A 15,017-nucleotide genomic window follows, 5' to 3' on the forward strand; every position below is an offset into this window, starting at 1 on the left:
CCGCGCCTCCCGTCCGTCTGTCCGACCGGTAGGGTCGTGAGGTCACGAACCGGGGGGAACCGTGCAGGCACTGCGCACACCGATCGACACCACCGCCCTCACCGAGCCGGTGCGCCGCCGCGACGTGCGACGGACCTGGAAGGCCCTCGTCGCCGAGCACCCCGAGGCACGCGACCTGGTCGGACTCGTCCGGCGGATCGTCCTCGGTGCCGGCGCCCTCTGCCTGCCGATCGGCCTGCTCGCGTTCGCCCTCGTCATCACCGCGACCGTCGCCGAGGGCGGCGAGGACGTGGCGACCGCCGTGCTCGTGCAGAGCGTCATCGGCGCCTTCCTCGGACTGGCCGGCGTCCTCTGCACCTGGGCGTGGATCCGGGTGCGGCGCCGACGCCCGCGGAAGCGCGTCCACCACCGCCTCGCCCGGTTCGCCGCGGCCAACGGCATGACCTACAGTCCCGGTCCGACCGGGACACTCCGTGACGCACCACTCGGACGTCGTGGGGCGTTGAACTGCTACCGGGTACTCCGGACCCCCGGCCCCCGAGGGCTCGAGTTCGCGAACCACGAGCTCGCTCGGTCGACGATGACGAACACCTCGCCGGCGTTCGGCGGGTACTGCGCGATGCGCCTGCCGGTGGCGCTGCCGAACATCCTGCTGCGGTCCGAGGACGGCCCCCGACGCCCGCTGCACACCTCGTCGGTCGTGCGTGGCTCGCAGGTGCTCTCGCTGGAGGGCGACTTCGACCGGTACTTCCGCCTCCACTGCCCCGCCGGGTACGAACGCGATGCGCTGTACCTGTTCACGCCCGACGTGATGGCGCGGCTCGTCGACCACCTGCGGGGGCTCGACGTCGAGATCGTGGACGACTGGATGTACCTCATCAGCGCACGCGACCTGATCACCGACCGGGCGGAGCGGTGGGAGGCCCTCGCGGCGGCGGTCGATGCCCTCGACGACCGGGTCGAGCGTTGGGCGCGGTGGCGGGACGAACGCACCGAGGGAGCTGCCGACCCTGACGGGGACGTGGTCGTGCGGGTGCGGGAGGTCGCGGCGTCCGGACGGCGGCTCCGGACGACCTGGGGTGCGGGGACGGTGCTCATCGTCGGGACCGTCGCGCTCGGGTTCGCGGCGTTGATCGTGGCGATCACCTTGTCCTGACGACGGCGCCCGGCGTCGGTGCGACCCTGTACGGACGCTCCGGTACGGTGGTGCCCGTGAACAACGGGTGGCGCGACGGTCTCTTGGTCGTGTGGATCATCTCCCTGCTGGCGGCGATCGGGCTCTGGGTCTCGGCGATCGTCATCTTCGGCAAAGGCCCGGACTCGGTGGAGCTCGTGCCGCTCGCGGCGTCGCTCGCCGGTGCCGCTGCCGTCGTGAGCTTCTGGTGGTTCGTGTCGCTGTTGCTGTGGCTCGCGGTGAGCGCGGTCGTGCGGGAGCACGACAAGGATCGGCAGCACGCGGCGCGCCTGCGCTGACCGGCCGACCGCCGGACAGGAGGCACGGGCCGGGGCCGCACCGCGCCTCCTGCCCGACGCGCAGTCGTGTCCGACGCGCACTCGGTCCAGGAACGACGAAGGCCCCGTCGCAGTGCGACGGGGCCTTCGATCGGTTCGGTGGTGCTGTGCGCTCGAAGGGACTCGAACCCCCAACCTTCTGATCCGTAGTCAGATGCTCTATCCATTGAGCTACGAGCGCGTGGCCTTGCGGCCGTGGAAGACTCTACAACAGCTGCGGCCTCGAACGCCAATCGAGACCCGCCGACCGCGCCCCTCGGCGTGTCGGCCCTCAGAGCGCGGCGAGCTCCTCGTCGAACACCTCGGCGAGGAACACCTCGAGCGCCTGCCACGATCGACGGTCGGCGCGTGCCTGGTACTGCGCCCCGTGGTCCGGTGCGTCGGTGCCGGGAACCGCGAAGGCGTGCATCGCCCCGGCGTAGGTGACGACCTGCCAGTCGACGGACGGCGTCGCTCGCATCTCGTCCTGCCACGCCTGGACCTTGTCGTCCGGCACGACCGGGTCCGCAGCGCCGGTCAGGACGAGGAGCTTGGCCCGGATGTCGGCCGCGTCGGAGGGGTCGTGCGTGAGCAACCCGCCGTGGAACGAGACCGCTCCGACGAGGTCGGCACCGGTGCGCGCGAGTTCGAGCGCCGCCGATCCGCCGAAGCAGTACCCCATCACGACGACCCGCGCCGGGTCGACGTCCGGGTCCTCGAGGAGTCGGTCGAGGCCGGCGCGGACGCGGGCCCGCAGGAGCGGGAGGTCCTGGTAGAACGACCCGGCGACCTCAGCGGCGGTGTCGTCGCCGGGCCGGACGCCCTCACCGTAGACGTCGGCACCGAAGGCCACGTACCCGAGCCTGGCGAGCATCGTGACGCGCGCCTCGACGTGCTCGTTGACGCCGTGCCAGTCGTGCACGACGAGCACGGCCGGGCGACGACCGGCGAGGGCCGTGTCCTTCGCCAGCACGCCGAGCAGCGCGGTGCCCTCGTGGTCGTAGCGGACGGCGTCGACGTGGACGTCGGCTCCGGCGGCTTCGGGAACGGTCTGCAGGACGTCGTGGGCGGTGGTCACCCGTCCGAACCTACGCCGCGCCGGGCGGTCAGCAGTCGATGTTGTCCCAGGAACCGGGGCCCTCGGAGCCCGCCGCGTAGTCGTCGAGCGGGGTCTTCCCGCTCCGCCAGGCCTGCAGGAACGGCTCGACGACCTTCCACCCCTGCACGGCGCTGTCCCCGCGGACGGAGAGCGTGGCGTCGCCTTCGAGCACCCCGGCGAGGACCTCGCCGTAGGCGCTGAGGCGTCCGGGGTTGAAGGTCGTCTCGAGCACGGTGTGGTCGATCGTGTAGGGGTCGCCGGGGCCGTTCACGTTCAGTTCGAGCTGCATCTCGTCCGGGGCGATCCAGATGCGCAGGCGGTCGGGCCGCTCGGCGCCGGACAGACCGTCGGGCACGTGCGGCGAGTCCTTGAACGTGATGACGATCTCGCGCCGCTGCTTCGCGAGGGCCTTGCCGGACCGCAGTGTGAAGGGCACTCCGGCCCAGCGCCAGTTCGCGATCTCGAGGGTGAGCTGGGCGAGGGTCTCGGTGCCGAGGGACGGGTCCACGCCGTCCTCGTCGACGTACGACGGCAGCGAGCGGTCGCCGATCGTGCCCGCGGTGTACCGAGCGCGCTTGCCCGCCGCGACGACGTCACCGCCCCAGGGCCGGACGGCTCGGAGCACGAGCTCCTTCTGGGTGCGCAGGTCGTCCGCGTCGATGGACGCCGGTGCCTCCATCGCGACCACGGCCATCACCTGGAGCAGGTGGCTCTGGATCATGTCGACGAGTGCGCCGGCCTTGTCGTAGTAGCGGGCACGTCCCTCGAGTCCGAGGGTCTCGTCGTAGACGATGTCGACGCGGGCGACGTGCGCGGACGACAGCAGCGGCTCGACGATGCGGTTCGCGAAGCGCAGGCCGAGCAGGTTCAGGACGGTGGAGCGGCCGAGGAAGTGGTCGACCCGGTGGATACGCTCCTCGGGGAGGAACGAGTGCAGCACGTCGTTGAGGTGCTCGGCACTCTCGGCGTCGGTGCCGAACGGCTTCTCCAGCGCCAGGCGCGTCCCGGACGGCAGGTCGAGGTCCTTGAGCACCTCACAGCTCTTCTCGGTGACGGCGGGCGGCAGGGCGAAGTAGATCGCGGGGTCGTAGCGGCAGTCGCCGAGCAGGGCCCGGAGGTCGTCCGCGTCGGTGACGTCGGCCTTGCGGTAGGTCGAGGCGTCGATGACGTCGCGGAGCCGCTTGCTGAGGTGCTCACCGCCGTCGGCAGCGCCCTCGTCCTCCTCGTTCTTCGACGCCTGCGCGTTCTCGAAGGACTCTCGGACCTGCGCCTTCCAGTCGGCGTCGGAGATGTCCTCGACGCCGGCTCCGACGAGCTGGACGTCCCAGTCGTCCTTCACCTCGAGGAGGGTGGCCAGGCCCGGCAGCAGCAGGCGCTTGGACAGGTCGCCGCTGGCACCGAGGATGAGCAGGGAGGTCTGGAGGCTCGACATGCCCCAGAACGTACTCACGCGTTCCGGCGTGTGGCCGGGAGACGTCGGTACGGTGGGGTCCAGTCCGGCGCGAGGGAGCACCATGAGCAGTGGGTACGGAGGGCGACGCACGCGCGTCGCCGTGGTCGGGACGGGCATGATCGCCGGCGTCCACGCGCGGGCAGCCCGCGCGGCCGGTGCCGAGGTGCTCGGGGTGCTCGGCCGGAGTCCGTCCCGTTCCGAGCAGGTCGCCGCCCAGCTCGACCTGCCCCGCGGGTACGCCTCGCTCGACGAGGTGATCGCCGATGCTCCCGACGTCGTGCACGTCTGCACGCCGAACGACCAGCACCACCCGCAGGCCCTCGCGGTCATCCGCGCCGGCATCAACGTCGTCTGCGAGAAGCCGCTCGCGATCGACTCCGCCGAGGCCGACGAACTGGTCGAGGCGGCGCAGCGAGCGGGCGTCGTGGCCACGGTGCCGTTCGTCTACCGGTACCACCCGATCGTCCGTGAGATCCGCGGGCGCATCGCCGACGGCGACCTGGGACGCGTCCTCGCCGTGCACGGCCACTACCTGCAGGACTGGATGCTCGACGAGGACGCCTCGTCGTGGCGGGTCGACGCCGGCTCGGGCGGCCTGTCCCGGGCGTTCGCCGACATCGGCTCGCACTGGTGCGACCTCGTCGAGTTCGTCACGGGCGAGCGGTTCGCCGCCGTCTCGGCAGCGACCGACATCGTCTACCCGACGCGTCCGGCGGCGTCCGGCCCGTCGTTCTCCGGCTCCCCCGACCCCGACCCCGTCGCCGACGCCTCGCAGCGCGCCGAGGTCACCACCGAGGACACCGCCGTCGCGACCTTCCGGACCGCGAGCGGTCGGATCGGCAACGTGGTCATCTCGCAGGTGGCCTCCGGGCGGAAGAACCGACTGTGGTTCGAGGTGGACGGCACCCGCGGGTCGGCGGCCTTCGACCAGGAGCAGCCCGAGTCGGCGTGGTTCGGCAACGAGCGCGGCGCGCAGATCGTCGTCCGCGACCCGTCGCTCGGGGCGCCGGACCAGCGGCGCCTCGCAGTGGTGCCGTCGGGACACCCACAGGGCTACCTCGACGCGTTCGCGGCCTTCGTCGCCGACACCTACGAGGCGGTCCGGAGCGGACCCGACCCTGACGGGTGGCCCGAGGGCCTGCCGACGTTCGCGGACGGGGCACGGTCGGCGCACATCATCGACGCCGTGGTCGGCAGCGCGGCCGACGGCACGTGGGGAGCGATCCGGTGAAGCTCGGGATGCTGACGGCCTGCCTGCCCGGGTGGTCGCTCGACCGCATCGCCGGGTTCGCGCAGCAGCAGGGGTACGAGCGCCTCGAGGTCGGCGTCTGGCCCGGCACGGGCGGACGCGACTTCGAAGCGGCCCACCTCCCCGTGGCGACCTTCACCGACGACGACGCCGAGGCCACCCGGACACTGCTGGACCGGACCGGACTCGAGATCTCGGCGCTCGCGTACTACGAGAACAACCTGCACCAGGACCTCGACCGTCGCGCCGAGGTCAAGGCCCACCTGTTCCACGCGATCGACACCGCGCAGGCCCTCGGGGTGCCGTACGTCGGCACGTTCATCGGCCGCGACAACTCGAGGTCGGTGCGCGAGAACATGGCCGAGGGTGACCGGGTGCTGCCGGAGCTCGTCGACTACGCCGGCGAGCGCGGTGTGCGGTTGATCATCGAGAACTGCGTCATGGAGGGGTGGCACCCGGACGGGTACCCGGGCAACCTCGCGTACTCCCCCGAGCTCTGGGACTGGGTCACCGGGCTCGGCTTCGGGCTGAACTGGGACCCGTCGCACCTGACCTGGATCGGCATCGACCCGGTGGAGACGATCCTGCCGTTCGCGGAGCACATCGTGCACGCCCAGGCGAAGGACGTCGAGCTCTTCCCGCGCAAGCGCGACGAGTACGGGTTCTTCGGCAAGGTCGACAAGGGCGACGACCCGTGGGACATGGGCTGGTGGCGCTTCCGGGTGCCCGGGCGCGGCGTGGTGGACTGGCCGCACGTCGTCGACCGACTGTACGAGGCCGGCTTCGACGGCACCCTCAGCGTCGAGCACGAGGACCCGCTGTGGGGCGGCACCGACGAGAAGGTCCTCGAGGGGCTCCGGATCGCCCACCGCACGCTGCGGCCGCTCATCGCCGTCGAGTGACTGTTGCGTGTGAACAACACATGACGTGTTGCGGCACACCCTGGCGCGTCGGCTGTACGGCTTCATAGGTTCGTGGGCGATGAACGCTCACACCTCCCCGCGCCGACGACGGCGCCTCGTCGGCGGCGCAGCACTCGCCACCGCCGGCGTGCTCGTCGCCCTGTCCGTCCCGTCCGCCGCACTCGCCGCCGACGGGGACACCACGATCGACATCCTCGACGTCAACGACTTCCACGGTCGCATCGAGTCCGAGGGCACCGCCGCCGACAAGGCCGCCGGCGCCGCGAAGCTCGCCGGCGTCGTGCAGTCGTACCGCGAAGCCAACCCCAACACCATCTTCGCGAGCGTCGGCGACAACGTCGGCGCCTCGACCTTCACGTCGCTCATCCAGCAGGACGCCCCGACGATCGACGCCCTGAACGCGATGGACCTCGACGTCAGCGCCATCGGCAACCACGAGCTCGACAAGGGCCAGGACGACCTGACCGGGCGCATCGAGGACCGTGCCGAGTGGCAGTACATCTCGGCGAACATCGTCAGGGAGGGGACGACGGAACCGGCGTTCAAGCCTTTCGAGGTCATCGAGAAGAGCGGGGTCAGGATCGGCTTCATCGGCGCCACGACCGAGGACCTCATCCCCGGCCTGGTCAGCCCCGGCGGCGTCGAGGGCCTCGCGATGGCCCCGATCGTCAGCCAGGTGAACCGGTACGCGACCGAGCTGACCGACGGCGAGACCGAGAACGGCGAGGCCGACGTCCTCGTCCTGCTCGTGCACGAGGGCGCGACCACGGGCTCGATCGCCGACGCGACCGGCTCCGGCGCCTTCGGCAAGATCACCTCCGGCGTCTCGTCGAAGGTCTCCGCGATCGTCTCGGCACACACCCACGCCACGTACAACCACTCGATCGCCGGCCCGGACGGCACGAAGCGCCCGGTGATCCAGACCGGCTCGTACGGCGTCAACTACGGCCACCTGCGCCTCACGGTCGACGCGGACAAGAAGCTGACGAGCATCACCGCGGACGTGAAGTCGATCAACGCCGAGACCACCGTGCCGGCCGACCGGTCCTCGGTCGACGAGGTGTCCGGGATCGTCTCCGCAGCCAAGGCCGTGGCCGACGTGAAGGGTGCCGAGAAGCTCGGCGAGATCACGGCGGACTACCGGCGGGCGGTCCAGTCCGACGGGAAGACCGAGAACCGCGGTGGCGAGTCCAACCTCGGCAACTTCATCGCCGAGGTGCAGCGGTGGGCGACGGAGCGCAACGGCTCGCAGGTCGCCTTCATGAACCCCGGAGGACTCCGCACCGACATGCTGTTCGCGTCGAGCGGTGCGACGGACCCCGACGGCACCGTCACGTACAAGGAAGCGGCGCTCGTCCAGCCGTTCGCGAACACCCTCGTCACCGAGGACATGACCGGCGCGCAGATCAAGGCCGCCCTCGAGCAGCAGTGGCAGCCCGACGGTCTGGAGCGCCCGTTCCTCAAGCTCGGCGTCTCCGACGGCTTCGCGTACACCTACGACCCCTCGCAGGGTCGTGGTGAGCGGATCACGTCCATGACGCTGGACGGCGAGCCGATCGCCCTGACCGACACGCTCAAGGTCACGGTGAACTCGTTCCTGTCGACCGGTGGCGACAACTTCGCCGCCTTCACCACGGGGACGAACAAGGCCGACTCCGGGCAGGTCGACCTGCAGGCACAGGTGGACTACTTCGCCGCGCAGGACGGATCGGCGATCAGCCCGCCCACCGACCAGCGCGCCGTGGGTGTGACGGTCACCCCGACCCCGAGGGGCGGCTTCCAGCCCGGTGACGAGGTCACGGTCCAGCTCTCCTCGCTCGTGTTCTCGAGCGACGACCCGTCGAAGGCCGGGACGGTGTCGATCGCCGCGGGCGACGGCGATCCCCTCGCGACCGCTGCCGTCGACCCGACCGTGATCGACAAGACCGACGAGCAGGGCACCGCGGAGCTGACCTTCGAGGTGCCGGGAGCGGTGCCGAGCCCGGTGGCCGCCGGTGCGCGTGCGTCCTCCACGACCCTCGCCGCCGCGGTGGCTCCGGCCGCCACGACCGACGAACCCCTCGTCGTCACGCTGCCGAACGGCCAGACGGTCACGCTCGCGGTGACGATCCCCGTCGCGGCCGCCGTGGACCCGGCCGACCCGGCCGACCCCACGGACCCGGCCGAGCCCACCGACCCGACCGACCCCGGCACTCCGGGGGGCGGCAGCGACGGCGGAGCGGTCGGTGTCGACACCGACGGCGACGGCGTCGTTGACGGCACGGTCCCGGCGAACGCCGGCGGAGCGCTCGCGTACACGGGTGCCGACATCGCGGCCCCGGCCGTCGCAGCCGGCCTCCTGCTCCTCGCAGGTCTCGTGGCGATGGTGATCGCACGTCGGAAGCGCGCCGAGCGCGAGGCGACGGACCTGACGGACTGACGCCGCGCCTCCAGGAAGCAGGACGGGCCGTCCCCCCCCGGGGGGGCCGCCCGTCCTCGTGGGTCCAGGAAGCGCGGTGCCGGCCCGCAGCGTCGGTGCCGGTCGGCGGGTGCCGGGGGTGCTTGTCCCATCACGGTGCTTCCCTGCTGCACCGTCGATCCGCGGGGTACGCTCAGCCCTGTCGCATCGCGACGCGTCGCGCTGGGTCGCCTCTCATCCCGGACGGTGGTTCCGCCCGGGGGACTCCGCGACGCGGGTGCTCTCCGTCTCCAGGGAAACGACGGAGGGCACCCATCTCACTTCCTCAGAGGAAGAGCTGCTCGCCGATGTACGAGCCCTTCCGCGGCGCGGGTGGGACGGCGAACACGCCGCTCCCGATGTGCGAGACGTACTCGTTGAGCCGGTCGGACGCGCCGAGCTTCCGCTGGAGCGTCGTGAAGTGCTCCGGGTCGTTCGTGTACGCGGCGAAGAGCAGCCCGGCGTCGAGCTGCCCGTACTCGTTCAGCCCGTCCGTGTAGTTGTACGGCCGTCGCAGGATCTTCACGCCGCCGTTCGCCTCGTGGGCCGCGAGCGCGATGTGCGACGTCGGATCGATCTTCGTCGTGCCGTCCGACCCGGTGGCGTGGAAGTCGGGCGTGGTGTGCTCCGAGCCGCCGGAGAGCGGTGCGCCCTCGACCTTCGTCCGGCCGAACACCCGCTGCTGGTCGCTGACGACGTCCGCGTCCCAGATCTCGATGTTCATCCGGATCTTCCGCACCACCTGGTACGTGCCGCCGCGCATCCAGCCGGCGCCGGACCCCGGCTCGTCGACCCAGACGAAGCGGTCGTAGTCCTCGTCGGTCGTGATGTTCCGGGTGCCGTCCTTGAACCCCATGAGGTTCCGGGGCGTGGACTGGTCCGGCCCGGCCGAGGCGCGGCCGAAGCCGAGCACCGTCCACCGCACGGTCGCGGTGCCGCGGGCCATCCGGGCGAGGTCGCGGACCGCGTGGTACGCCACCTGGGGATCGTCCGCACAGGCCTGCAGCGACAGGTCACCACCGGTGAGGGCACGGTCGAGGTTGTCGCTCGGCAACGTCGGGATCGCGGCGAGCCGGGCCGGCCGCTTCGACGCCAGCCCGAAGCGCTCGTCGAAGATCCCCGGCCCGAGGCCGACCGTGACCGTCAGCGATGCGGGGCCGAGGTCGAGCGCCTCCCCCGTGTCCGCGCCGACGCCGTCGCCGTGGGCGGGTTCGACGCTGCCCACGGTCTTGCCGGCCTGCAGCTGCGCGATCGACGCGGACCAGCGCGCGAGGAGCACCTGCAGGTCGGTCCGGACCGTGGACGACATGTCGAACGTCATGAACACGCAGTAGCGCTGCGGAGCGGTCCGTACCCCGCCCTGCGGCTGGCGCGTGGTCGTCGCGTAGAACGGGTGGCTCTGCGAGAGGTCGATCGACTCGTCGCCGTTCGCCGCTGCCGTGAACGGGTTCACCCCGGTCGCGGCCGTGGCACCGGCGACCCCGGCCGCGGCGCCGAGGCCGGCTCCGGCCGCGGCGACACCGGCGGTCACGCCGGCGCCGAAGAGCCCGCGGCGGGAGACGGTTGCGGAGTCGCGCCCCGGGGTGGTCGTTGCGCCCCGGTGCGCGGGGGCGCGGCGTCCGGCGGGGGGCGCCGTCGGGCGACCGGGCGCAGCCGCTCCCGGACCCGGGACGTCCGGGGTCGTCACGCCGTGGCGACCTTCTCGGCGAGGCGGGACAGCGGGTCCTGCAGTGCCTGGACCTGCTGCGAGATCGTGTTCGCGTCCGAGGCCTTGGTCGCGGCGTCCCACGTGGTGAAGCCACCGAGGTCGTCGGCGTCGCGGTAGCCGTCCATGAGCGTGTTCGTGCGGTCGAACTGCGTCGCGATCTGCTTCGTCAGCGTCGGGTCGAGCTTCGTGAGGCCGGGCTTGAGGTACGCGAAGGCCTGGCGGGCGCCCTCGACGTTGGCGGCGAGGTCGACGAGGTCGATGTGGCTGTACGCCTCCTCCTCGCCGGTGACCTTGTTCGACTGGACCTCCTCGAGCAGGCCGGCGGCACCGTTGGCGAGGTCCTCCGGCTTGTAGTCGAGCGTCGGCACGAGCTTCGCCAGCAGCTGCACGTTCTCGGTCAGGTCGGCGGCGGTCTTCTTGGTCGACGCCGTGATCGATCCGGCCTCGAAGAGGTCCTTCTCGACCGCGTGGAACCCGCTCCAGCCGACCGCAGGGTCGAGGTTCGATGCGCGCATGTCGATGAGGTAGTCGAGGTTGCCGGCGTTGTCGGTCGCCTTGAAGCCCTTCTTCACGAAGCCGTCGACGTCGCTCTCGACGTGCTCGTAGAACGGTCGGGCGTTCGCGTAGTCGGTCTTGGCTGCCGCGAGGTCACCCGCGTCGACGTCCTTCTGCAGCTGCTCGACCGCGGCGACCATGTCGGTGACCTGGCCGTCGACGTACTCGGCGTAGCCCTTCGTGCCCTCGTCGAGGAGGGTCGCGGCGCTGCTGTTCGCCGTCGAGGTCACCTTGCCGGTGACGGTGAAGTCGGTGAGCTCCCGGTCGGCACCGGGGCAGTACACCTGGTACTTCCCGCCGGTGAGCGTCGCGGTGAACTGCACGGCGGCGAGCCCGGGCGCGAGGTTCTCCTTCTCACCGAGGATGCGCTGGTCCTGCAGCAGCTCGACCTCGGTGATCGCGGTCGACGACTCGTTCTTCACGGTGAACGTGACCGGGCCGGCGGGGACCTCCGTGGTCGACACGGTGCACGTGTCGGAGCCGTCGTTCGTCAACGTGACCGAGACGCGGGAGACCTTGCCGGAGCTGCTCGCGGTGTCGCCCGCCGACGTGGACGAGCTCGCGCAGCCCGTCAGGGCGAGGGCGGTGACGACGCCGAGGGCGCCGAGGGCGGTCAGGGGGCGGGCAGTCCTACCGAACGGCATACTCAGGGCTCCTCGTGGGGTCGTCCGCGGGTGGGCCGCGCGACGGGTCGGTTTCGGGGGTGGTGGTCGTGGGCTCCGGCCGGCGACGACGGTCGCGGAGGGCGAGCACCGCCTGGGCAGCGGCGGCGACGCCCAGGGCGATCGGCAGCCAGGCCTTCCAGAGCAGCAGCTCGGCGGAGCGGGTGTCCGCGGCTGCCACGGCGGTGGCGGACTGCTCGACGCGAGCGTCCGGCACGGACCAGACGGTGCGGTCGAGCGTGGTGGTGCGAGCGGACGGGAGGCCCCCACCGCCGAGCGTGAGCACGGTGCGTTCCGAGCGGCTCGCGTCCAGGACCCCACCCCGGACCGTCCACAGACTGACGGTGTCGCGGACGGTCCAGCGCGCCGAGAACGGCCCGGGGTTCGTGCTCGGTGAGATCCCGACGGGGACGCGGCCGAAGAGGTCCACGAGGTCGTCGAGCGTCAGGCTCGACGGGCGCTGCGCGGCGCTGGCGTCCTCGGTCCGCCGCCAGCGGTCGGCGGTCACGCCCGCGCGGGTGACGCGGCGGTGGGTCGATGCGGGCAGGGTGAGCTGCGCCTCCCGTCCGCTGCCGGTGGTGCGGAGGACGGCCGACGCCCCCTCGACGGAAGCGGTGACGGACGTGGCGTCGCCGGTGACGGCCGTGGTGCGCGGCAGGTGCACACCACCCGTCGGGACGGCGATCGCGAGCGCAGCAGCCGCGACGGCGAGGATCCCGGCGATGCCGATCCGGACGGCCGGGACGCGCCCCCGGGACGGGCGCCAGGCACGTGGCCACAGCGAGATCGCGAGGACGGGGACGACGTAGAGCAGCCAGCCGAGGACCTCGATCACCCGCGGGTCCGGTGGGATGCCGAGGACGCCGGTGACGAGCGCGCCCTGCACGGAGCCGTTCGGCGCGAGCCAGCCGAGGTCGACGGTGCGCTGCTGTCCGATCACGATCCAGCCGGCCTCGTGCGCACGGCGGAGCACGGTCAGGACGAGGCCGCCCGCGACGAACACGAGGAAGACACCGGTGCCGGTGAAGAACTTCGCCAGGTCCAGCCGGACCCCGCCGGTGTAGATGCCGTAGCCGATGACGACGGCTCCCGCGATGCCGATCACCGCACCGAGCGCCGCGAGCCCGGTGTCCGAGGAGGCCTGGAACGTGGCGAGCAGGAACACCGCGGTCTCGAAGCCCTCCTTGAGGACGGCGAGGAACGCCATGCCGGCGAGGGCCCAGGCGGTGCCGCGGCCCAGGGCCTCGGTCGCACTCGCCTCGAGCTCCTTCGAGAGGGTGCGCGCGTGGGTGCGCATCCAGACGATCATGCCCGTGACGAAGACCACGGCGACGATGCCGATGATCGCCTCCATGCCCTCCTGCTGGGCCTGCGGGAGGGCCTGCTCGACGATCTGCAGGCCGAAGCCCACCGCGATGCTGAGCACCACGGCGACCCCGACGCCGAGCCACATGGGGGCGAGGGGAACGCGGTTGCGACGGAGGAACGCGGCGATGATGCCGACGATGAGCGTCGCTTCGAGGCCTTCACGGAGGCCGATGACGAGGGTGGCGAGCATGGCAAAGGTGAGGCTAACCTAACCCGCGCGCGGACCGCCACCTCCCGCCGGTGATGTTTGATGGTTCTCATGAACCTGCTGTCCGTCGATGGCCTGGCCTCGGTCACGAACGTGCTCGACCTGGCCGGGGTGTTCGCGTCGGCGCTGCTCGGCGGTTCGCTCGCGCGGACGATGGACTTCGACCTGTTCGGGTTCCTCGTCGTCGGGTTCGTGTCCGGCCTCGGCGGCGGCATGCTCCGGGACACCCTGCTGCAGAACGGGCCGCCCGTCGCGCTCGTCGACCCGCTGTACGTGCCGGTCGCGATCGCCGGGGCGCTCATCGCCTTCTTCGTGTCGTTCTCCGAGCTGACGTGGGACCGACTGTTCACCGTCCTCGACGCCGCGGTCATCGGCTTCTGGTCGGTGGTCGGGGTGCAGCGGACGTTCGACGCCGGGCTGGACTGGCCGGCCGCGATCATCATGGGCACGATCACGGCGGTCGGCGGCGGCGCGATGCGCGACCTGCTGCTCCGCCGGGTCCCCGCGGTGTTCGGCGGCAACGCGCTCTACGCCACCGTCGCCGTCGCCGCGTCGGCCGTGATGGTCGTCGCGTCGCACCTGGGGTCCCCTTCGATCGGCATCGTCGCCGCGATCGTGCTGTCCCTCGGACTGCGCTGGGGTGCGGTCCGACGCGGATGGGGGCTGCCGAACGGTCGCGAGTGGCAGCCGAAGTCCACGCTCGGCTCGCTGCTCCAACGTGGCCGGAAGCTCCGGCCGGACGCGATCCGGTTGCTGCGACGGCCGGGTCGGCGTTCCGGCGCCGGCAGCGTGCACCACGAGAACGAATCGGGCTCCGCTGACGCATCGGACGGCTGAATCGGGCGAGAGGCTGTCATCTGTCGGCGCTCGGTTGTAGCATCGGTACCGCCGGGTATCGACCCGGCATCCATGGTCCGCAGGAGCACCGACGCGACCCGAACGCGCCGGTTCCGCACGGACCTGTGGTTGGGGGCTTCGCTGATGCCGCGCGGGATCAGACGCGCGGCGCGGCAGGTCTCCCGACGCACCTGCCTCCAGCACAATGGTCGTGACCCACCACCACGCCAGCCCGACGAAGCCGGACCCGACGGATCACGGCGGGCCCGTCGAATCAGGAACCGATGAGCGACGACGCCTCCGATCCCAGCAGCTCCGTCAGCGGCTCGCCCACGCCACGGACCCCGCGCGCCGAGGTGCGGGAACGCCTCCTCACCGCCGGAGCCCAGGTCTTCGCCGAGCAGGGCGTGCACGAGGCGCGACTCGACGAGGTCGCCGCACGCGCCGGCTTCAGCAAGGGCGCCGTCTACTCGAACTTCTCGTCGAAGGAGGACCTCGTCGCGCAGGTCATGCAGCGCGCGACGAACCTCGTGCTCGGCTCCTTGCGGGAACTCGTGCGGGCCGACATCGCCGCGGTCGACATCGGCGACGTCGTCCGGGCCGCGTTCGGGCGGCACGACCAGAGCGGCCAGTTCGCCCTGCTGTCGGAGTTCCGCGGGTACGCGATCCGGCACCCCGAGTTCATGCCCGAGTTCGTGCGGCAGCGGCGGGAACTGCAGGACGGCGTGTTCGAGCTCGTGGAGCTCTGGTTCGGGGCGCACCCGGAGATCGACCCGGGGATGTCGCTCGAGGACTTCTCCCGGGTGCTCATCGGGGCGAACGTGGGGATCGTGTTCGACGCGGCGGCGCTGCCCGGGGTGAACCCGGGCGAGGTCGTCGCGGCGCTCGTCGAGGCGGTCATCCGCCCGCGCTGACGCCGCGCGGGCCACGCAGTGTGCGAGGTTCCGCGCGCCGTGGGACCCTGCGGGCCCCGCACCCTGCACGGAACCTCGCACAGTGCTGCGCGGCCGCGCCGGGCCGCGCGCCG

At 71.8% G+C, this 15,017-nt stretch carries 12 protein-coding genes and 1 tRNA gene; 7 read left to right on the forward strand and 6 right to left on the reverse strand.

Annotation, left to right across the window (positions count from 1 at the left end; all coding sequences use genetic code 11):
- The first annotated feature begins 61 nt into the window (after positions 1 to 61).
- Both Q7F20_RS14220 and Q7F20_RS14225 read left to right on the forward strand, forming a co-directional pair.
- Positions 62 to 1,156, forward strand: coding sequence for a hypothetical protein (locus tag Q7F20_RS14220; protein WP_305740730.1), 1,095 nt, complete (start codon positions 62 to 64; stop codon positions 1,154 to 1,156).
- Positions 1,157 to 1,212: 56 nt separating this feature from the next.
- Entirely contained in the window at positions 1,213 to 1,473 is a 261-nt protein-coding gene (locus Q7F20_RS14225) for a hypothetical protein (RefSeq protein ID WP_305740731.1), read from the forward strand.
- A 147-nt stretch (positions 1,474 to 1,620) separates the two neighbouring features.
- Here the strand turns inward: Q7F20_RS14225 and Q7F20_RS14230 are convergent.
- From Q7F20_RS14230 to Q7F20_RS14240, 3 genes are all read right to left on the reverse strand, one after another.
- Positions 1,621 to 1,693: transfer RNA gene (locus Q7F20_RS14230), tRNA-Arg, on the reverse strand.
- A 90-nt stretch (positions 1,694 to 1,783) separates the two neighbouring features.
- Positions 1,784 to 2,569, reverse strand: coding sequence for a dienelactone hydrolase family protein (locus Q7F20_RS14235; RefSeq protein ID WP_305740732.1), 786 nt, complete (start codon positions 2,567 to 2,569; stop codon positions 1,784 to 1,786).
- A 28-nt stretch (positions 2,570 to 2,597) separates the two neighbouring features.
- The gene (locus tag Q7F20_RS14240; RefSeq protein ID WP_305740733.1) at positions 2,598 to 4,022 is read right to left on the reverse strand and encodes a glucose-6-phosphate dehydrogenase; all 1,425 of its coding nucleotides are present in this window, start codon (positions 4,020 to 4,022) and stop codon (positions 2,598 to 2,600) included.
- An 82-nt stretch (positions 4,023 to 4,104) separates the two neighbouring features.
- Between Q7F20_RS14240 and Q7F20_RS14245 the strand changes: the two genes are divergently transcribed.
- From Q7F20_RS14245 to Q7F20_RS14255, 3 genes are all read left to right on the forward strand, one after another.
- Positions 4,105 to 5,274: a Gfo/Idh/MocA family protein gene (locus tag Q7F20_RS14245; protein WP_305740734.1), complete on the forward strand. Its 1,170-nt coding sequence runs from the start codon at positions 4,105 to 4,107 to the stop codon at positions 5,272 to 5,274.
- Positions 5,271 to 6,194 (forward strand): sugar phosphate isomerase/epimerase, encoded by a 924-nt coding sequence (locus Q7F20_RS14250; protein ID WP_305740735.1) that lies wholly within the window; start codon positions 5,271 to 5,273, stop codon positions 6,192 to 6,194. The genes Q7F20_RS14245 and Q7F20_RS14250 overlap by 4 nt, the downstream gene beginning before the upstream one ends.
- Before the next feature lie 79 nt (positions 6,195 to 6,273).
- Positions 6,274 to 8,634 (forward strand): bifunctional UDP-sugar hydrolase/5'-nucleotidase, encoded by a 2,361-nt coding sequence (locus Q7F20_RS14255; protein WP_305740736.1) that lies wholly within the window; start codon positions 6,274 to 6,276, stop codon positions 8,632 to 8,634.
- 304 nt (positions 8,635 to 8,938) lie between these two features.
- On the opposite strand, the gene efeB is transcribed toward Q7F20_RS14255, so the two are convergent.
- The 3 genes from efeB to efeU are packed head-to-tail and all read right to left on the reverse strand — an operon-like array spanning position 8,939 to position 13,135.
- The gene (gene efeB / locus Q7F20_RS14260) at positions 8,939 to 10,441 is read right to left on the reverse strand and encodes an iron uptake transporter deferrochelatase/peroxidase subunit (RefSeq protein WP_370871689.1); all 1,503 of its coding nucleotides are present in this window, start codon (positions 10,439 to 10,441) and stop codon (positions 8,939 to 8,941) included.
- Entirely contained in the window at positions 10,336 to 11,559 is a 1,224-nt protein-coding gene (gene efeO / locus Q7F20_RS14265; protein ID WP_305740738.1) for an iron uptake system protein EfeO, read from the reverse strand. The genes efeB and efeO overlap by 106 nt, the downstream gene beginning before the upstream one ends.
- Complete coding sequence (gene efeU, locus Q7F20_RS14270; RefSeq protein ID WP_305740739.1) at positions 11,546 to 13,135, reverse strand: iron uptake transporter permease EfeU; 1,590 nt, start codon at positions 13,133 to 13,135, stop codon at positions 11,546 to 11,548. The genes efeO and efeU overlap by 14 nt, the downstream gene beginning before the upstream one ends.
- Before the next feature lie 69 nt (positions 13,136 to 13,204).
- On the opposite strand from efeU, the gene Q7F20_RS14275 reads away from it, so the two are divergent.
- Entirely contained in the window at positions 13,205 to 13,990 is a 786-nt protein-coding gene (locus Q7F20_RS14275; protein WP_305740740.1) for a trimeric intracellular cation channel family protein, read from the forward strand.
- 284 nt (positions 13,991 to 14,274) lie between these two features.
- Positions 14,275 to 14,904 (forward strand): TetR/AcrR family transcriptional regulator, encoded by a 630-nt coding sequence (locus tag Q7F20_RS14280; protein WP_305740741.1) that lies wholly within the window; start codon positions 14,275 to 14,277, stop codon positions 14,902 to 14,904.
- The last annotated feature ends 113 nt before the right edge of the window (positions 14,905 to 15,017 follow it).

The organism is Curtobacterium sp. A7_M15 (genome assembly GCF_030705415.1).
Lineage (GTDB): Bacteria > Actinomycetota > Actinomycetes > Actinomycetales > Microbacteriaceae > Curtobacterium.